We start from the raw sequence: 17,951 nt of genomic DNA on the forward strand, positions 1-17,951 counted from the left end.
CTTAGTGTTTCAGGCTGACGGTGGCGTTCAGGCCAGCCGCTGGAAGGGTGAACATGGCGTCGTCGAATTTGGGCGGGCCCATTCTGCCGAGGGCGTTATTGCTGAATGCGTAGTCCTCGGTCGGCATGCCCATCATGTTGGCATCCATTTTGCCATTGCTGTTGGCATCGTGGTAGATGGCGAAGGCGTAGGCGCCGGCCGGCAGATCCCTGACGACGACGGTGGTGCTGCCTTTGGCGGCTTTTCCACCGGCGCTGCCCACGGTTTTTTTGAGGAAGCCGTCGGCCGAGTCATACAGGGCCACCATGACCGTGCCGTCGTCGCTGCGCACATCGTCGATGCGGATGGTGAGGTCGGCGGCGCCGGCCAGGGAGGCTGTCAGCAGGGCGGCGGCGCAGAAGGCGGTGGCGGGCAGGTGGCGCATGGTGTTCTCCGGTGGGGTTGTGGTGTCGATGAGGTGACTGTATCGACACGCAAGCGGGGCGGGGAGGACATGCGACGAAATGCGGGGAAACGGCGCGAAATGCAGCGGGGCGGCGCGAAATGCGGCGCGCCGGCCGGGATGGCAGCCCGGCGGCGCGCGCGGCGGTGCTCAGCGCAGGGTGTCGAGCGTATATTCGGCGGAGCGCAGGGCGTCGCGGGCGCTTTGCACCGAGCGGTCGATATCGCGCAATTCGTTGCGCAGATGGCGGCGGCGTTCGTCGAACTCCCTGCGAATGCGCTTGCGCTCGTCGTCCTTGTCGGTGGCCGCCAGCTGCTTCGATTCGTCATGGTCGGCATCGCGCAGCTTGCGTTGCAAACGGTCGCTGCGGCTGTCGAGAGCGCTGATCTCGCTGCGCAAGGTGTGCACGGCGAATCCGGCTTGATGGCGGCGGCGGAACTCGAAGTCGAGCGGCGCCGGGCAGACTCCCGCGTACGCGGTGCCGTTCAGGCCGAGCGGGGCGGCGTTTTCCAGCCGGCAAAAGCTGCGCAAGCCGCGCTCCCGGCCGGCGATGTAGCCGGCTGAATCGACGCTGGTACCGGCCTTGGCGCATGCCTTGGCGCGCTCTTCCAGCAGGTAGATGGGCTTTCCGGCCGTGCCGTCGCGCAGGCCGATATCGTTCCAGTTGGCCGATTTGCATTCGTCCGGGGTCATCGTTTCGCAGCCCGACAGGAGTGCTCCCATCAACAGTGCTGCCAACGGTCCAAGCATGGTCTTAGTCATCATTGCCCTCGCAAGTTTGTCGCCTGAAACCGATGCTACCATGGGTCCGCCCCATTTTATCGGCTACGCAAGTTGCGCAAGGTCAGGCCTCCGTCGGCGTCACGTTCAGCCAACACCCATGCCAGGGGGCGGCGCTGCTGGCCATCGGCCGGGCGGGCGTCGCGCGCGACCAGGCGTAGCGCATAGCTGCCCGCCGCCAGCGCCGGCACCCGCCAGCTCGACTGCACCGACGTGGTGACGCCGCCGCCCGCCAGGCTGTTCATGGCCACCGGCACGCTAGCCGACCAGCGCGCCACGCCGCCGGCGTCGACGATCTCCAGCCTGACGTTCCACGGCTCGTAAGCCGGCGCGTTGCCGCTGTTGCGGAAGGTGGCCGCCAGGGTCAGCTGGCCATCGCCGGTCAGGCTGACCCAGCTGCTGTCGACGCTGTAGCGGTAGCCTGCCTCGCGGCCCAGCATCAGCATGTCGTGCCGTTCCGGCTCGGTCAGCGAGAGCCAGCGTTGATTATCCGGCTTGGACAGGGCGAAATTCGCGTTGCCCACCGAGGAGATGTGAAATTCGCTGGCCTGGGCGCGCGCCGTCGCCGGGCCAGCCTGGCCGCTTTCGAACGGGCAGAATTCGGCGACGAAGGGCGCCTTGCGCCATTGGTCGGAGAACAGGCGCCAGTCGTCCGCGTGGTCGGTCCACTGCCTGAAATAGCCCGCCTGGGCCAGGCAATCGGCGCGCAGGCCCACCGGTTTGCTGGTGATGGTCTGTTCCAGCAGGGCGTAGCGCAGCGCGTCGCGGTTCGCGTACGGGATGAACATGACGAATTGGCGGGTGGGGAAGGCCTCGAAATGCATCTGCGCGATCGCGCGCCGGGTGTCCGTGCTGGCTTCTTCGATGCCGGCCGGGCGGTTGGCGTAGACGCTCTTGCGCATCGCCCATTCGCCGTACTGGCCATATAGGCCGACGTCGATCCAGGCGATGCTGGCGCCGTTGCCGGAGGCGGCAATCGCTTGCGCCAGCGCCTGCAGCAGCGCGCGCGAACGCGCCAGCACGAAAGGATCGTTCCAGTCGGGCACCCAGGTCTTGCCCGATGCGGCGCCGGAATCGGCCCAGAAGCCGCAGCCGTGCAGGCAGGACGGGTTGCCGGCCAGGTAGGCCGGGGCATACAGCTGGCCGTCGTCGTAGCCGGCCATCATGCGCAGGCGGAAGGCGTACTTGCGGCCCTGCTCGCGCGCGGCCTTCAGGTCGGCCAGGATGGCGCCGAAGGTGTACTGGCCTTGCACGCTTTCCAGGTCGCGCCAGTGGTAGCGGCGGAAGGCGTCGAGGGCGGGCGCCGCCTGCGGCACCAGCTCCTGGTTTTGCCAGCGGTGGTAGCCGCGCATGGGGTTGACGGTGTCGTCGCTGTCCAGCGCAATGGTGTTGTAGGTGCGCGACGCCGAGACGGTCTCCCAGCCGCCCGCGTGGGCCGGACCGGCGGCGACGGCGGCGACGAGGGCGCAGGCGAGCAGCCGGCGCGGCGGCAGGTCCAGGGGCGGTAGAAGCGGCATGGCGATCTCCTTTGTCCGTGCAGGTCAATGATCTTGAACACCAGGTCCGACTATAAACCCAGGCGGCGGGCGCCGGCAATCGCCACGCGCGCCCGCTGCGCCCTAGTGCAGCTTGACCGCCGGCGAGAGCTTTTGGCGGATCCAGTCCGCCACGGTTTGCGCCGACATCCGCACCACCCCGTGCAGCGCCATCTGGTGCTTGCGGTACATCAGCGCATACAACAACCTGGCCAGCGCGCCGCCCACCGCATATTTGCGCCCGCCGGCCGTGCGCGTGAGCACGCCGACCGCCGCCAGTGGCCCGAGCGATACCAGCGAGCCGTAGTCGCGGTAGGCAAACGGGGTCTTGAGCGGCGCCGCCTGTCCCAGCACCTGCGCCAGGTACATGGCCTGCTGGTGCGCAGCCTGCGCGCGCGGCGGGACCTTGCCCATGATCGGGCACACGAAATTGGCGCAGTCGCCGATCGCATACAGGTCCGGATCGTCCAGCGCCTGCAGCGAGGGCGCCACCGCGATCTGGCGCAGGCGGTTGGTGCTCAGTCCCAGCGTGGCGCACAGCGGCGGCGCTTCCACCCCCGCCGCCCACAGGGTGATCGCGGACGGATACACGCAGCCCTGCGTGTCGAGCACCGCGCCGGCATCGACGCGCGCCACGGCGGTGTCAAGCAGCACCTTGATGCCGAGCGCGCGCAGATGGCGCGCGGCGCGCTTGGACAGGCGCGGATGCAGATGCGGCAGCAGCAGCGAACCGCGCTCCAGGATGCGGATGCGCACGTGGCGCACCGGGTCGAGCGCATGCACATTGTATTTGGCCAGCGTGCGCGCGCTGTGGCTCAATTCGGCCGCCAGCTCCACGCCGGTGGCGCCGCCGCCGACGATCACGATGTCGATGCCGGGATTGTGCTGGCCGCCGGCGGCCTGGCGCGCGCTGGCCTGGATGCAGCCGTCCACGAAGCGCTGGCGGAACGTTTCGGCCTGCGCCACGTCGTCCAGGGTCAGCACGTGCTGCTCGGCTCCGGGCACGCCGAAAAAGTTGGTGACCGATCCGAGCGCCAGCACCAGCTTGTCGTAGCCGATCGAGCGCGCGGGCAGCACTTCGGCGCCGTCGTCGGCGATCCACGGCGCCAGCGACACGCGCCGCGCCGCGCGGTCCACGCCCAGCACTTCGCCGCGGGCGAACTCGAAGCCGTGTTCGGACGCCTGCGCCGCGTAGTCGATCGCCATCACCTGGGGATCGTGCTTGCCCGAGGCGACCGTGTGCAGCAGGGGCTTCCAGAAATGCGTGGGCCAGCGGTCGACCAGCACGACGCGTGCGCGGCCTGCCTTGCCGGCGCTGTTGCCAAGCCGGGTGGCCAGTTCCAGTCCTCCGGCGCCGCCGCCGACGATGACGATGGTTTCCATGGTGTCTCCTCCTGTAGGTGTCGCGATGTGAAAAGGGCGTTGACCGGATGTCAATATATCGGCGCACGCTACAAAAGAAAAATCAGACATTCATGGATATCCATAAGCCTTTACTTATACATATGCATGCGCCGGCGGCACCGCCGGTATCACGGACAGGGGCTGAAAGTATCTCCTGGCGCTACGTTGAAGACCGTCGTCCGGTACGCCGGAGGATTCCATGGTGCTGCTTTGAAAACGTTGCGACACTCCGGCCCGTCGTTTCAATATCTCAAGCAAACACCGCCCACCACTACTTCAAGGACACTGCCATGTTACGTTTTCGCCACGCCGCCATCTTCCTGCTGAGCACGATTGCTCCCGCCCTTCACGCCGCCGACATGGGCGTTGCCGCCGCCAAGCCAGGCGAATCGAGCATGACCGTGGGCCTGGGCGTGGCGGCCCTTCCCGCATACTCCGGCAGCGACCAGACCCGGGCGGTGCCGGTGGTGGTGCTGGATTATCAGCACAGCAGCGGATTTTTCGCCAGCACGGTCAGCGGCATTGGCTACAAGACCAAGGTCGGTCCGGTGGCCCTGAGCGGCGCGCTCGGCGTAGCGCCCAGCCGCAGCGACCGCGATCACGGTCCGTTCAGGGGCTCGGACGCGCTCAGGGGCATGGGCGAAATCAAGACGTCGGCGCTGGGCGTGTTCGGCGTCGGCTATGAGTTCGATGGCGGCATCGGCATCGGCATGCGCGCCATGATGGCGCTCACCCACCGCGAGCGCGGCAACAGCTATGAATTCGGCGCGCAGGCACCCCTGATCAAGAGCGAAGCGAACCAGCTGGGCCTGTTCGTGACGGCCACCTACAGCGACAAGAAGAACATGCAGGCGTTTTACGGTGTTACTGCGGCCCAGAGCCTGACGTCCGGCTACAAACGTTACGACACCAAGGCCGGCTTCTCGCGCGTGAATGCGGGCGTGAACTGGAACCATAAGCTGAACAAGCAATGGTCGGTCAACACCATGGCCGGCGTGGCGAGCGTGGTGGGCGACGCCGCCGACAGCCCGATCGTCAAGCGCAAGACGGCGCCGCTGCTGGCGGTGACGGTCAATTACGCATTCTGAACCGGGCCGCGCCAACTGGTCTATCATGGCGTGGCCGTTGCGGCCAGACCGCGTAATCCACCCAATCGATAGGGAATAGCTTATGTATCACGCCAGCTTTCGCCAACTCCAGTCGCTGGTTCTGGTAGCCCGCCACGAGAGCGTGTCGAAGGCGGCGGAAGCCATGCACGTGACGCAGCCGGCGGTGTCGCTGCAACTGCGCACGCTGGAAAGCATCACCGGCGTGGCGCTGGTGCGCAAGGACGGGCGCGGCATCCAGCTGACCGCCGCCGGCGAAGTGATGGTCGATTTCGCCGAACGCATCCTGCGCCTGTGGGAGCATGCCGGCGACGAGCTGTCGGCGCTGCAGGGCGTCACCAGCGGCACGCTGCGCATCGGCGCGGTCACCACGGCCGAGCATTTGCTGCCGCCGCTGCTGGTGCCGTTCACCCTGGAGCGGCCCGACGTGCGCCTGAAACTCCAGGTCGGCAACCGGGTCGAAATCGTCAACATGCTGGCGCGCCAGGAGATCGATGTGGCCATCATGGGCACGCCGCCGCGCGAACTGCGCACCAACGCGGCGCGCTTCGCACGCCATCCGATGGGCTTCGTGGCCGCCGCCGACCATCCTCTGATGAAGAAGCGCAAGCTGACCCTGGCCGATGTGGTGGGCGCCAACCTGCTGGTGCGCGAGCGCGGCTCGGGTACGCGCACGGCGGTGGAACGGCTGTTCAAGGAGGGCGGGCACGCGCTCAACTTCGGCTCGGAAGTGTCATCCAACGAGGCGATCAAGCGCATGGTGTCGGCCGGTCTCGGCGTGGGCTTCCTGTCGGTGCACGCCTGCGCGCTCGAATTCAAATCCGGCTTGCTGCGGATGCTGCCGCTCAAGGGCAATCCGGTTGATGCCGACTGGCAGGTGATGCACCTGGCCGGCCAGCCGATCCCCAAGGTGGCCGCCGCGTTCCAGGATTTCGTGATCGAACATGGCCAGGAACTGGTGCGCAGCGAGCTGGAAGGGTTTTACCAGCGCAGCTGACCAAGGGCCTGTTACGGCAGACAGGAACAGGCGCTCGTTTCCCGAGCCCTCTCACCACCGGTCCGGCCCGGTTTGATAGTCCTCAACCGCCCGGCGACGCCAAGGCTGTAGTCTGAAATCTGAACCTGAGGGGGCAGTATGACTTCGCCATGGCGCAGCTTTGCATGTGTATTCCTGGCGGTCGTGGGCATGGCCGCTTTTCCAACACGGCTGGTGGCGCAACCGACCATCATCGACTCCGGGCGGCACCTGCTGCCGCCTCCGGACAAGCTGCCGGGGCAACCCGAGGCGCGGATCGACATCGCGCGCCAGAAGCCCCGGCACTGGGACTTTGAAGATGGCACCCTGCAAGGTTTCACCTTCGAATCGGTCATGGGCGTCACCGGAAGCGCCTTCCACAACCAGCCCACCTTCGGCGATAACGTCTCCAGCAAGCGGGCCCTGGACACGGCATCGCTGCGCCTGCCGCCGGACCCCTGTGCCGGCCTGGTGCTGGACGAGGCGAGCACCTGCGAATTTGGCGCGGGCGCACAGTTATCCTATCTCACCCGGCTCAATGCCGATTTCACGCGCCTGCGCAACAATTTGGCGACGGTGGGCGGCAGCTATGCCAATACACCTTTTCCGATCGGGAAGAAAGGCCTGTACTGGCTCGGCACCGCGGAACACCGGCCCTCCGCTTACGCGCGCGCCAACACCATGCGCCTTGCCATTCCCTCGCACCTTCCCTCGGCCGCTTGGGGCAACCTGCAGGGCGAGCGCCGCGTGGGACGCATCGTGTCACCCGAGATCGAACTGCAGCACGACTACTTTCACTTGCTGGTGGGCGGTGGCTGCACGGCCGATGTCGGCGTGTATCTCCAGCACCGGCGTCCGGTGCTGGGCGAGGGGGCGGTCGGCCGCGACGACCTGCCTGGCTTGCCGGGCAGCGGCGGCCGGCGCAGCGCGCCGGCGCTGAGCTATGTCTGGGAGACGCTGCTCGATCGCGACGGGCGTCCGGTTGCCGCGCGCGGCCACTGCATCGAAAACATGGTGCGGGTGTCCTTCAACATCGGCAATTTGCGCGGCACCAGGGCGCGCATCATGATCGAGGACCGGGCCACCGGGACCTGGGGCCATATCAACGTGGACGATATCTGGCTGACCAATACCGCGCCGGCGCCAAGCTCGCGCGATACCGATCCGGTATGGGGCGTGGCCGACCTGCATGCCCATCTGATGAACGAGAAAGCCTTCACCGCCTACGGCGCGGGTGGCCGGATTCCGGAAGCGCGCGCACTGTGGGGCAGTGCCTTCGGCCCCATCAGTTCACTGGGTAATTGCAACGACACCCACACCACCAACGACCTCCATTTCAAGCCGCACCAGGACGAGCTCCTCGGCACCACCTACACGCTGTGCCGCGATGTCTGCCTGAATCTGCTCGAAGGCGCCGGCGTGCCCAACCTGCCGGGCGACCAGCTCTCGCAGGACGGGGTGTTCGGGGGCTATCACAACAACAGTGAAAGCGGCTACCCGACCTTCAAGAACTGGCCGATGTGGTATTCGTCCATCCACCAGCAGATGCACTGGACCTGGGTCGAGCGTGCCTACCAGGGAGGCGTGCGGCTGATGGTGGCGACAGTCGGCAACTCGGAGGTCATTTCCTTCGCCATGGTCAAGGAGAAGAACCTGCCGTTCAGCTCCGACCAGGATGCGCTCGCCCTGCAAATTCCCGCGATTAAGGAATTCGCGCGCCTCAATTCCAGCTGGGCGCAGGTCGCCTACACGCCACAGGAGGCACGCCGCATCATCAACGGCGGCAAGCTGGCGATCGTCATCGGCGTCGAACTCGATCACATCATGGACAGCAAACGCTGCGATCCCGCTGTCGGCACGCTCGCCCACCATACGGCGCGCGAATACGCACACCCCGGCCCGTGGGCATCGCAAACGGGCGTGGACCTGGGTAGCGGCGGGAGCATCGCAACGGCCGCGCAGTTCATCGGTGCGCAGACCCGGGTCATGCATACCGACGCTCATCCCGAAACCTGTACGCCGTCCCAGATCGAGGCGCGCGTCGAGGCGCTGTACCGCGAAGGGGTACGCCATGTCATTCCGGTCCACTTTTCGGACAGCATGCTGGGCGGTTATGCGATCACCAGCGACCTGTTCGTCGCCAGCGCCATCTTTGGCGACGCGTCGGCCCGCATGCCCACGCTGATGACGCAGGAGGAGCTGACCGCACAGTATGGCAACAGCGTGCGCCCGTTCGTTCCCGTGCCGCGCGAAATCTACCCTGGCGAAAACAGCGACCGCGAGGAGCGCTGGCGGCGCGCGCTCCCGCTATCGTTCAAATTGTCCGAAGTGACGGTGCCGATCTGGGCGAAGCTCGCCCCGGAGAGCATTCTCGACGGCAGTATCGTCCCGCCGGGCATCGGGCGCACGATTGTCCAGCACGTGGCAGGACAATGCATCGACGACCCCGTTGCACGCGGAATCGCCGCTTTCTTTTCGCTCGGCGCGAGTGAACTGTCGTGCGCATTGTCGACCCTCACCGCAGCGGCCATCGACGCCGTGCGCAACGCGCTTCCGTATGAAGGTGCGACCGATTCCCCGGCCATGGTGCCGCTGGCCCTGGACCAGCCGAAACGCGACCTGCCGTTTCACGTCAACGCGCGCGGCCTGAGCGGCGACGGCGAACGCTTCGTGCGCTCGATGATGCGGCACGCAATGATGATCGACCTCCAGCACGGGTCCGAACGAACCAAGAACGACATCCTCGCATTGACCGGCCCTTATCCGGTCATGGCGTCGCATGGCGGTGTGCAGACAGGCCTGACGCGTCACACCGAGAACGTACTGTCGCGCAAGCAGATGCGCGATGTCTACGCGCCGCCCGCCGGCTTCACGCCCGGGTTGGTGGGGCTCGGCATGCAGTCGTCGGCTGCGCTGGTGGAGCAGATCAGGGAGGTGGCCACCGGTGGCTCGCCGTCCGAAGCACAGCGCGCGGTGGCGCTGCACACGCGCGGCGTGGCCCTCGGCAGCGATTTCAACGGTTTGGACTGGCACGCGGCGCCGCGCTTCGGCCGCTTCGCGTTCTATCACGGTACTGGCAGCGGCAACCCGGCGCGCGAGCGCAGCGAACGGCAGCGGTCCGGACGCCATGGCGGCATCGGCAACCTGGTCAACTATGCGCCCTATCCAGCCGGGACCAATCCGTGGGCAAGCACCTTGCCGGAGTGCGATCCGGCCTGTGACAGCTGGAGCGCGCGCATGGCCACGCACACGCCGCTGAACGCCCACCAGGTGAGCCGTGACGGCGTCACGACGCGCAGCTTCGACATCAATTACGACGGCTTGGCGCACTACGGCATGATCCCCGATTTCTTGCAGGAGCTGATAGTGCTTGGCACCGGTGCGGAAGAAATGGGCAGCTTGTTCCGTTCGGCCGAATCGCTGATCCGGATGTGGGAAGAATCGTGCTTCCTGGCCTATCAGGAAGGGACTACGCCTTCGAGCCTGGTGCGCGGATGCGGAGAACGCCGCTTGTACGAATAGCCCGCCATGGGTACAGCGCCCACCTTTGCCGGCAGGCCTTCATCGGCCGTCGGGGCCGCAACCCGATGCAGGACGCAGTGCGTCGCGAATTGCGCTGGGCCCAGGGAGCGCCGCGCCGTCGAACCGGAAGCGAGCGTCCGGCCAACGGCGCAGAGTGCGGCGCTACTCAGCGCGGCGCCGCGATCCGCACGACGAAGCGGCAACCGCGCCCGCCAGGACCCGGCGCCAGCGTGACCGTGCCATTCATGCGCAAGGCGGCCTGCCTGACGATCGCCAGGCCGAGGCCCGAGCCGGTCTTGTCCTGCGACCGGGCGCGGTAAAAGCGTTCGAAGACATGCGCCAGATCCGCCTGCGCGATACCCGGTCCATCATCGGCCACCGCCAGCATCAGATAGCCGTCGTCTTGCTGAACCAGTTCGAGCGCAATATTGGCACCGGCACCCGCATAGCGCAGCGCGTTATCGAGTAGGTTGTTCAGGATCGATTGAAACGCATCCACCTCGAGCGTGAACGGCAGGCGCTCGGGCGCCTCCAGGCCCAGTTCGATGCCGTTCTCGATCGCTGTCGGTGCCGCCCGCGCGAGTTCGTCGCGCACCAGGCGTGCCACGTCGATGGTGCCGGTGTCGCCCATGCGCGTGCCGTCCATGCGCGCCAGCGCCAGCTGCTGCGCGATCAGGTGCGAGGCGCGGCCAATCGCCTGGTCGAGATGCCGCTGCGCCTCGCGCCTCCCCTCCAGTTCAGGCTCGATGGCCAGCACGTGGGCCTGGGCGGAAATGACCGCCATCGGTGTGCGCAGTTCGTGCGCGGCGTCCTGGACGAAGCCATGTTCGCGGGCGACTTTCTCGCGCAGTTGCGCAAGCAGGCGGTCCAGCGCTCCCGCCAGCGGCGTCAGCTCGGCATAGATCGGGTCGACGCCGGTGGGCGACATGTCGTCGGCGCCGCGCGCGGCGATCCGTTTGCTCATTTGCCGCAGCGGGCGCATGCCGCGCGATACGGCAATCCAGACCGGCAGCAGAAAGCAGGGAAAGGCGATCAGCAGGTAATAGACCAGGTCGCGCGTGATCGACAGCAGCAAAAAGCCGTCGTCCACCCTCGACCCGGCCACCGTGACCGACCAGCGCCCGGCCATGCCCTTGAAAACCCGGAACGAGCGGCCATTCACACGCGCCGTGGTGATCGTGCTTGTGTCGCCGCGCGGCAGTGCGGTGCCGGCCGCGGGCGATGAATACAAACGCGTTCCATCCTGATCGTTCAGCTGGATCAGCATGACTGCCGGAATGTCGTAGGTGCGGTAGAGCCGCTCGATCTGTTCCGATGTGGCTGCGGCGACGGCGCGTGCTTGTCCCGCATTGTCGAGCCGCGCCAGCGATGCGGCCAGTCCCTGTCCCACCTCCTGGATGCTCTTGTCCGTGACGGCCGGATCTACCGCCTCGATGAATATCACCGCCAACAACAACATCCAGGCGATGAAAAACGCCATCATCAGCGCCAGGACCACGCGCCTGACCAGCGTGGGACGCAGGAAATTCAGCATGGGACGAGCATGTAGCCAACCCCGCGCACGGTGCGGATCCGGTGCCCGCCTATCTTGCCGCGCAAGTTAAAGATATGCACGTCGATGGCGCCAAAGTTGACCGGCTCGCCGAGCGGTTCGAGGCGCTCGGACAGCGCGCTTTTCGAGACCACGATGCCCGGTTCGCGCGCAAGTTCGAGCATCAGCTGAAATTCGCGGCGCGACAAATCGACGGGACTGCCGGCCAGCCGCATCAGATAGGATTTTGGCTCCAGTTCCAGGTCGCCGATGGTCCACACCTGCCTGGACTGCTGCGCATAGCGGCGCAGCACGGCGCGCATGCGCGAGGCCAGTTCCACCGTGGCGAAAGGCTTGACGATGAAATCGTCCGCACCGCCGTCGAGCCCCGCGATACGCTCTTCCAGTGCGGCGCGGGCCGTCATGATAATGATGGGAATTGCCACGCCCTCGCGGCGCCAGCGGGCCAGCAGCGTTTGCCCGTCGCCGTCCGGCAGCGACAGGTCCAGCAGGATGCAGGCGTAATGCAGGCCCTCGAACGAACGCGGCGCGTCGGCGGCCTGGCGCAGCCACTCGCTGCTGAAACCTTCCAGGTTGAGCGCTTTCTGCAGGGCCCGGCCGAGGTCGAGATCGTCTTCAATAATCAGTATGTGCATCGCTCATTATAGATGTGCCGGTCTTAAGATTTGCAAAAGATTACTGTTGCGATAATCGCGTCTTACTTTGAACTGAAGAAGGAGTCGCATGAAATTGTTATCGTATCTACCTGGCGCAACGCAGGCCGTCACTGGCGCCGCTTTCATTGCCGTTCTGGCCGGATGTGGCGGCGGAAGCGGCGGCGACGTGGCGTCGAATGCCGGCACATCGCTCGGGTGCGTGGCGCAGCGGCCAGGCGCATCGGCGGCCGAACTGCTTGCTTGCAGCGCCGATTTGAATGGCAAAATCGACGCCGTCATGACGCCCTTCATGGCCGCCAACGGGATCACCGCAGCCACGGTGGCCGTGGCCAAGGAGGGTGTCATGCTCGCCGAACGTGGCTATGGCCATCGCGATAGCGCCCGCCGGATTCCCCTGCCGGCCGATGCCATGTTCATCACCGCCAGCATCGTCAAGCCGGTCACTGCGGCGGCGATCCAGAAACTGGCGCGCGAGCGCAAGCTTGCCCTCACCGACCATGTGTTTTGTACCGGGCTGAACGCACCGTGCTGGCTGGCGCGCGAACTGCAGCCGGCGTTGCCCGATGCCCGGGTGGGCGCGATCACCATCGCGCAGCTGCTGGAACATCAAGGTGGCTGGGATGCCGACATCAGCGGCGACCCGATGCAATCCGAGTTCGATATCCAGCAATCGCTCGGCTTGTCGGTGCCGCCGCAACAGGACGATATCATTCGCTTTGTCATGCGCCAGCAACTCGATTTCGTGCCCGGTTCAACAACGGCATATTCGAATTTTGGCTATCTGGTGCTCGGACAGATCATCGAAAAAGCGTCCGGGTCGAGCTACTTGACGTACGTTCAAGACAACATCATGGGCCCGCTGGGCATTCCAAAGGCCGATTTCGAGGTGATGCGGTCGCTGATGCGCGATCGGCATCCGCGCGAACCGCATTACATCACGACGTTAATGGCGCCCAGCGTCTTTGTGCCCGGCACCACTGTCCTGGCGCTCGACGGCGCAGTCCGCGCCGAAAATTGGGCCCCCGCCGGTCAGATCATCTCCACGGCGAAGGCGATGACGCTATTCGCGGCCCACTACCGCATTCCGGACGGCGTGCCGCTGGCGGGCGCGAAAAATAATAGTGGATTCAGTGGCGCCGATCCCGGCGTTGCAACCGTGCTGCGCCAACTGCCGTCGGGCATCAGTTACGCGGTGATGATGAATAAGCTGGACGAAAACAATCCATCGGGCGATGCATCGTATCAGCTCCAAATTCTGCATCGGATCGAGGCAGTGCTCAAGGACGCGGGCCTGTAACTGCCTCTAAAGCTGAGGGAAGGGGCGCACAGAGGCCACGGCTGTATGCCGCACTTGCGCACCGGGCCGGTTTCAGCTGACAAACCGGCAAAGATCATTGTCGCTTACCAGAGCGTATCGCTGCCACAGGAAGACAGATGGCGAGTCTGTTCCGGCCAGGATCGTTTCAAGATAGACGCCGCCTGAGGTCGTCCAGCAGCCATCGTCCGGCAGGGCCGAGCGTGCGGCTGCGCTGATGCGCCGCATAGATCGTCAGCCCCTCGGGGGGCGTCGGATCGTGCTCGATATGCAGCGCAACCAGGCTCCCGGCAGCCATCAATCGAGACACGAGATGGTCGGGCATGCGGCACCATCCGAAACCGCCGAGCAGGAAGTCCAGGCGCCGGCCGAGATCCACGAAGCGCCAAAGTTTTCCGCTCGCAATCCCGAAGTTGTCACTGCCGGAATTGACGGGGTCTGACAGCACAAGCTGGACGTAGGGCTCCAGATCGGTCTGCGTCGCCGGACGTCCCAGCAAAGCAAGTGGATGCCCTGGCGCCACCACAGCCTGCATGCCGACCCGCAGCAGCGGATAGGCGGCAATGTCGTCTGGAATGGAAGGAAGCAGCAGGCAGATGCCGATGGCGGCCGGGTCGCTTCGCAGGCGTCTCAACGAGCCGCCCAGGCCTTCTGTCGAAAAGCTGACTGGCAGATTCGGAAAAGTCCGGCTCAGCGCGGACAGGCTGTCGATGAATGGCGCCGTCGGCACCAGCGGATCGATCGCAATGACAAGCTCCGGTTCCAAGCCCGAGCGCGTCCCCATGGCCACTCCCTCGAACCGGGCAGCGCTCGCCAGGACCAATCGCGCCTGCGCGACCAGGACCCGTCCAGTCTCGGTCAACCGTGGGCGGTGGCCAGCGCGGTCAAACAGCAACACGCCTTGCACATCCTCCAGAGTCGCGATGGCCTAGCTAATGGCCGATTGCACGCGGCCTAGTTGTCGACCGGCGGCAGAAAAGCTCCCCGTGTCTGCGATCGTTACCAGAACACGTAACTGATCAAGCGTCAGATTTCCAATCAAAATACATTCTCCATGGCGCACTCCATCACAATTACCGATGGATTTCATCATATTTTAATCTCTATCGGAAATATATTCGCGGCGATACAGTGTGGGCACACAAGCAGCCTGATCGGCAAGCCTGCTTCAGGCGTTTCCCGCAATGCAATTTTTAAGGATGATTATCATGACCAAGCTCTTGCTGATCGAGGCCAGCCCTCGTGGCCAACACTCCGTGTCGCGCAACATGGCGCGTCGTTTCGTGCACGACTGGCTTGCCGTCCACCCGGATGGCGAAGTGATCGAACGCGACCTCATGGATGCCGGACTTCAGTTTGTCAGCGCTGCCTGGCTGCAGGCCTATTTCACCCCTGCGCAGCAGCATTCTCCCGAGATGGCGAAGGAGTTACAGCTCTCGGACGAACTCGTTGCGGAATTGCTCGGCGCCGATCACATTGTCATTGCAACGCCGGTCTACAACTACAACGTGCCGGCAGTGCTCAAGGCATGGATCGACCATGTCGTTCGCAAGGGATTGACGCTGGGCTTCGATGGGAGCGGCCTGGTGACTGGCAAGAAGGCAACCGTATTGATCGCATCGGGTGGCATCTATACCGAGGGATCGCCGATCCAGGATCGCGATATCGCAAGCCAATATCTGCGTCTCGTACTCGGCGTGATCGGGATGAGCGACGTGACATTCGTTGCCGGTGGCGGGGCCAAAGCGGTTGATTTAGGCGAGGCAAGCATGGAGCGCTTTGTGGAAAAGCTCGGCGCGGATATCAAATTGGCTGCCAGCGTGTGACCTTGCCAAGCCCGCGCCCTCATGCGCCGCGCGCGGTCGGCCTCGCTTCAGTCAGGAGCAACTGGTCAGCGGCGCGCTGGACCTGTTTCCCAGCGCATCGCCAACCAGCCATGCCGGCGCCGGTTCAGGATGGATACATCCCCAACCGGCGGGGTCGTCGGATCATCAGAAGCGCACGTTGAGCGACATATTGTACGCGCGGCCCAGCTGGCTGAAATGCGAGCCATCGTAGGTCACGATCGGGTAGCGTCCGTTGAACGTGATCAGGTTGACCTGGGTCTCGCGCGGAGTCATCCCGGTCTTCGGATTGACGGTCGTGCTGCTGAGGATCTCGCTACCCTTGGCGGTGTTGTTGACGGGCTTGAGTTCCCACTTCGGCAACACATCGAACATATTGTTGATGTTGAACGACAGGGTGGTGTTGTTCGTCAACTGGTAGTTGAGCGCGAAGTCGGTCACGGTGCGGGTCTTGAACTTGACCGCCAGGTTGTCGTCCAGGCCCGCATTGCGGAACTGGGTCGGGCCGTACAGCGTGTTGTTGAGCGAGAAGTTCATCTTGCTGTAATCCAGGTCGAGGCCGAGCACTGTCTTGTGCTTCGGCCGCGAGGTGAACATCAGCGCTTCCTGGGTCGCGTCGAGCACCGACTGGCGCGCGGCGGCAATCGCCGGCGGATTGTTGATCTCGCCGTCACGCTCGTTTTTCAGCGTGTAGTTGCCCGACAGGTTGACCGCCAGCTTGCCGTCCAGGGCAGGGATATTCCTGCGGCTGACAACATAGTCGATGCCTGAAGTCTGGCTGTCGAGCGCATTGGCGAAGAAACTGAGCGAGACCACGCCGCCGGCGGTGAGGATCTTGTCCAGTTCCTGCGTCGAATCACCCGTCGGCTTGATTTCCTTGCCCAGGATGATGCGGTCTTTCAGCGAGATATGGTAGTAGTCGAGCGTGATGCTGGTGTTGGCATCGGGCGTCAGGCCCAGGCCCAGCGTGATGTTTTTCGACTTTTCCGCTTTCAGCAGCGGCACATTGAGCGCGCGCGCTTCGGGCGACAGATTGTTGGTCAGGCCCGATACCTGGATGCCCGAACCGGCCACGAAGGCGTACTGCTTCTTCTGGGTGTAAATCTGGTGCAGCGATGGCGCCCGGAAGCCGCTCGAGAGCGAACCGCGCAAGGTGACCATGTCGCTGACCTTGTAGCGGGTGCTCAGCTTGCCGACGGTGGCGTTGCCGAAGTCGCTGTATTTTTCGTAGCGCCCGGTCAGGTCGATCAGCCACTGCTTGGTGATGTCGAACATGCTGCCGCCGTAGACACCGTAGTTCTTGCGGTCGGCCGACAGGGCATTCTCCGGCAGGTTGCCGGCATACGAATCGGCGCCGCCCGCGGCGTAGGAAGCGTATTCGCCGGCGATGACGTCATATTTTTCCCTGCGCAGCTCGGTACCGGCATACACATTGACGGACTCGGTGATCTGTTTGGAGATGTCGGCGTTGACGACGGTGTGGCGAAAGCGTGTGCCGCCGGCCTCGAAATCGGTGGGCGAACGCGGGCCGGGGGTTTTACCGGCTGCGATCGCTTCCAGGCGCGCTTTTTCGATGCCGCGGTTGACCGAGTTGTGCACTTCATAGGCTTGCTTGTTGCCGCCGATGGTCAGGCTGACGTCGCCGTTCCAGTCGCCCACGGTGAACTTGGCGCCCAGGGTCGCGTTGTAGTCGTCCAGCTTGCCGATGAAATCGGGCACGTAGCCGACGTACGGCGTGCCCTGCGCATGCAGCAGGCCGTAGTCGGTGTCGCGCCAGTAGGGCGTGCGGTAGTTGGCGTAACTGTCGACCTGCTTCTTGACGTAGGCCGCGTTGCCGTAAATGTTGAACTCGTCGGTAATGTCGAGACGGCTGTTGACCAGGAATTTATTGGCCCGGGTTTTAGGCGAACCGTTGATGTTGCCGGCGGTGGGGTACTGGTCGAGGAAGGGCTGCACATCCTTGACCAGATTGGCGCCGAAGTCGGCGGCGTCGCCACGGCCGTCGACGATGCCCGACCGTTCGGCCAGGCCGACCTTCGACACGTCGATGGTGTAGTTGACGAAGCCCTTGTCGGACAGGCCGATGCCGTGGTTCAGGCTCAGGGCGCCCATCTTGCCATCGCCCTCGTGGGTGATGCCGGTGCGCGCGGTCAGGGAGCCGCCTTGGGGATTATCTTTCAGGATGATGTTGACCACGCCCGAAATGGCGTCGGAGCCGTATTGGGCCGAGGCGCCGTCGCGCAGCACTTCGATGCGCTTGATCGCATCTTGCGGAATGGCGGAAATGTCGGAACCGCTTTCGCCTCGGCCCGGCGATGTCTGGGTGTAAATCAGCGCGCTCGAATTCTTGCGCTTGCCGTTGATCAGGATCAGCGAACGGCTCGGGCCCATGTTGCGGATCTCGTAAGGATCGAGCAGGGAAGTGGCGTCGTTGACCGGCGTCTGCACGGTATTGAACGACGGCACGCGCATGCCAAGCGCCTTGTCCAGCGAGATCTGGCCAGTCTTGTTCAAGTCCTTGGTGTTGATGATGTCGACCGGGACGGGAGCATCGACCACGGTGCGCTGCGAACCGCGGCTACCGGTGGAAACAATCACGACTTTCTGGATTTCTTCCGTACCGGGTGTGGCGGGTGCGGCAGCGTCAGGGGTAGCGGCTTGAGGCGCAGGAGTTTGCGCGACTGCGGCACCAGTGGAGAACAGCATGACAGCAATGGGAAAAGTCTTTTTCATTAAAATCTCTCTTAGCGGATGCAGTTAGATCAAGAAAAGCTCAAGCT

General features: G+C 64.6%; 15 protein-coding genes. 5 read left to right on the forward strand and 10 right to left on the reverse strand.

The features are described from left to right. Window position 1: 1 nt before the first annotated feature. From F2P44_RS11445 to F2P44_RS11460, 4 genes are all read right to left on the reverse strand, one after another. A complete protein-coding gene (locus F2P44_RS11445; RefSeq protein ID WP_167086827.1) occupies window positions 2-424 on the reverse strand; it encodes a DUF2141 domain-containing protein in 423 nt (140 codons plus the stop codon). A 168-nt stretch (window positions 425-592) separates the two neighbouring features. Then, complete coding sequence (locus F2P44_RS11450) at window positions 593-1,207, reverse strand: DUF2799 domain-containing protein (protein WP_167086828.1); 615 nt, start codon at window positions 1,205-1,207, stop codon at window positions 593-595. A gap of 53 nt (window positions 1,208-1,260) precedes the next feature. After that, window positions 1,261-2,739: a DUF4832 domain-containing protein gene (locus F2P44_RS11455; RefSeq protein WP_167086829.1), complete on the reverse strand. Its 1,479-nt coding sequence runs from the start codon at window positions 2,737-2,739 to the stop codon at window positions 1,261-1,263. 102 nt (window positions 2,740-2,841) lie between these two features. Next, a complete protein-coding gene (locus F2P44_RS11460; RefSeq protein WP_167086830.1) occupies window positions 2,842-4,140 on the reverse strand; it encodes an NAD(P)/FAD-dependent oxidoreductase in 1,299 nt (432 codons plus the stop codon). Window positions 4,141-4,451: 311 nt separating this feature from the next. Between F2P44_RS11460 and F2P44_RS11465 the strand changes: the two genes are divergently transcribed. The 3 genes from F2P44_RS11465 (at window position 4,452) to F2P44_RS11475 (ending at window position 9,804) form a co-directional block, all read left to right on the forward strand. After that, window positions 4,452-5,249: a MipA/OmpV family protein gene (locus F2P44_RS11465; RefSeq protein WP_167086831.1), complete on the forward strand. Its 798-nt coding sequence runs from the start codon at window positions 4,452-4,454 to the stop codon at window positions 5,247-5,249. Between the two features lie 82 nt (window positions 5,250-5,331). After that, window positions 5,332-6,264 carry a LysR family transcriptional regulator gene (locus tag F2P44_RS11470; RefSeq protein WP_167086832.1) on the forward strand — a complete coding sequence of 311 codons (933 nt, stop codon included), beginning with the start codon at window positions 5,332-5,334 and terminating at the stop codon, window positions 6,262-6,264. Between the two features lie 138 nt (window positions 6,265-6,402). Next, window positions 6,403-9,804, forward strand: coding sequence for a membrane dipeptidase (locus tag F2P44_RS11475; RefSeq protein ID WP_167086833.1), 3,402 nt, complete (start codon window positions 6,403-6,405; stop codon window positions 9,802-9,804). A 166-nt stretch (window positions 9,805-9,970) separates the two neighbouring features. Here F2P44_RS11475 and F2P44_RS11480 read toward each other — a convergent pair whose 3' ends face one another. From F2P44_RS11480 to F2P44_RS11490, 3 genes are read right to left on the reverse strand one after another with little or no spacing between them, the layout of a single operon-like run. Then, window positions 9,971-11,338, reverse strand: coding sequence for a sensor histidine kinase (locus F2P44_RS11480; protein ID WP_167086834.1), 1,368 nt, complete (start codon window positions 11,336-11,338; stop codon window positions 9,971-9,973). Next, complete coding sequence (locus F2P44_RS11485) at window positions 11,332-11,991, reverse strand: response regulator (protein ID WP_167086835.1); 660 nt, start codon at window positions 11,989-11,991, stop codon at window positions 11,332-11,334. The genes F2P44_RS11480 and F2P44_RS11485 overlap by 7 nt, the downstream gene beginning before the upstream one ends. Window positions 11,992-11,997: 6 nt before the next feature. Further along, window positions 11,998-12,345, reverse strand: a complete 348-nt coding sequence (locus tag F2P44_RS11490) for a hypothetical protein (RefSeq protein WP_167086755.1) — start codon at window positions 12,343-12,345, stop codon at window positions 11,998-12,000. Here F2P44_RS11490 and F2P44_RS11495 point away from each other — a divergent pair. Beyond that, window positions 12,302-13,309 carry a serine hydrolase domain-containing protein gene (locus F2P44_RS11495; protein ID WP_229423510.1) on the forward strand — a complete coding sequence of 336 codons (1,008 nt, stop codon included), beginning with the start codon at window positions 12,302-12,304 and terminating at the stop codon, window positions 13,307-13,309. The two genes, F2P44_RS11490 and F2P44_RS11495, sit on opposite strands and share 44 nt — an antisense overlap. A 166-nt stretch (window positions 13,310-13,475) precedes the next feature. Here F2P44_RS11495 and F2P44_RS11500 read toward each other — a convergent pair whose 3' ends face one another. Together F2P44_RS11500 and F2P44_RS36105 are read right to left on the reverse strand one after the other, a co-directional pair. After that, window positions 13,476-14,225, reverse strand: coding sequence for a LysR family transcriptional regulator (locus F2P44_RS11500; protein WP_370662675.1), 750 nt, complete (start codon window positions 14,223-14,225; stop codon window positions 13,476-13,478). A gap of 30 nt (window positions 14,226-14,255) precedes the next feature. Beyond that, the gene (locus F2P44_RS36105) at window positions 14,256-14,420 is read right to left on the reverse strand and encodes a LysR family transcriptional regulator (protein WP_308610099.1); all 165 of its coding nucleotides are present in this window, start codon (window positions 14,418-14,420) and stop codon (window positions 14,256-14,258) included. A 115-nt stretch (window positions 14,421-14,535) separates the two neighbouring features. Between F2P44_RS36105 and F2P44_RS11505 the strand changes: the two genes are divergently transcribed. After that, entirely contained in the window at window positions 14,536-15,153 is a 618-nt protein-coding gene (locus F2P44_RS11505; RefSeq protein WP_167086837.1) for an FMN-dependent NADH-azoreductase, read from the forward strand. 165 nt (window positions 15,154-15,318) lie between these two features. Here the strand turns inward: F2P44_RS11505 and F2P44_RS11510 are convergent, their stop codons facing one another. Further along, window positions 15,319-17,904 (reverse strand): TonB-dependent receptor plug domain-containing protein, encoded by a 2,586-nt coding sequence (locus tag F2P44_RS11510; RefSeq protein WP_167086838.1) that lies wholly within the window; start codon window positions 17,902-17,904, stop codon window positions 15,319-15,321. Between the last annotated feature and the right edge of the window lie 47 nt (window positions 17,905-17,951).

It is taken from the genome of Massilia frigida (genome assembly GCF_011682175.1).
Classification (GTDB): domain Bacteria; phylum Pseudomonadota; class Gammaproteobacteria; order Burkholderiales; family Burkholderiaceae_D; genus Telluria_A; species Telluria_A frigida.

What these genes read in the sequence shown, in the direction of transcription:
- F2P44_RS11445 (WP_167086827.1), bottom strand. Translation starts at nt 424, where the DNA reads ATGCGCCACCTGCCCGCCACCGCCTTCTGCGCCGCCGCCCTGCTGACA.
- F2P44_RS11450 (WP_167086828.1), bottom strand. Translation starts at nt 1,207, where the DNA reads ATGATGACTAAGACCATGCTTGGACCGTTGGCAGCACTGTTGATGGGA.
- F2P44_RS11455 (WP_167086829.1), bottom strand. Translation starts at nt 2,739, where the DNA reads ATGCCGCTTCTACCGCCCCTGGACCTGCCGCCGCGCCGGCTGCTCGCC.
- F2P44_RS11460 (WP_167086830.1), bottom strand. Translation starts at nt 4,140, where the DNA reads ATGGAAACCATCGTCATCGTCGGCGGCGGCGCCGGAGGACTGGAACTG.
- F2P44_RS11465 (WP_167086831.1), top strand. Translation starts at nt 4,452, where the DNA reads ATGTTACGTTTTCGCCACGCCGCCATCTTCCTGCTGAGCACGATTGCT.
- F2P44_RS11470 (WP_167086832.1), top strand. Translation starts at nt 5,332, where the DNA reads ATGTATCACGCCAGCTTTCGCCAACTCCAGTCGCTGGTTCTGGTAGCC.
- F2P44_RS11475 (WP_167086833.1), top strand. Translation starts at nt 6,403, where the DNA reads ATGACTTCGCCATGGCGCAGCTTTGCATGTGTATTCCTGGCGGTCGTG.
- F2P44_RS11480 (WP_167086834.1), bottom strand. Translation starts at nt 11,338, where the DNA reads ATGCTGAATTTCCTGCGTCCCACGCTGGTCAGGCGCGTGGTCCTGGCG.
- F2P44_RS11485 (WP_167086835.1), bottom strand. Translation starts at nt 11,991, where the DNA reads ATGCACATACTGATTATTGAAGACGATCTCGACCTCGGCCGGGCCCTG.
- F2P44_RS11495 (WP_229423510.1), top strand. Translation starts at nt 12,302, where the DNA reads ATGGCCGCCAACGGGATCACCGCAGCCACGGTGGCCGTGGCCAAGGAG.
- F2P44_RS36105 (WP_308610099.1), bottom strand. Translation starts at nt 14,420, where the DNA reads ATGATGAAATCCATCGGTAATTGTGATGGAGTGCGCCATGGAGAATGT.
- F2P44_RS11505 (WP_167086837.1), top strand. Translation starts at nt 14,536, where the DNA reads ATGACCAAGCTCTTGCTGATCGAGGCCAGCCCTCGTGGCCAACACTCC.
- F2P44_RS11510 (WP_167086838.1), bottom strand. Translation starts at nt 17,904, where the DNA reads ATGAAAAAGACTTTTCCCATTGCTGTCATGCTGTTCTCCACTGGTGCC.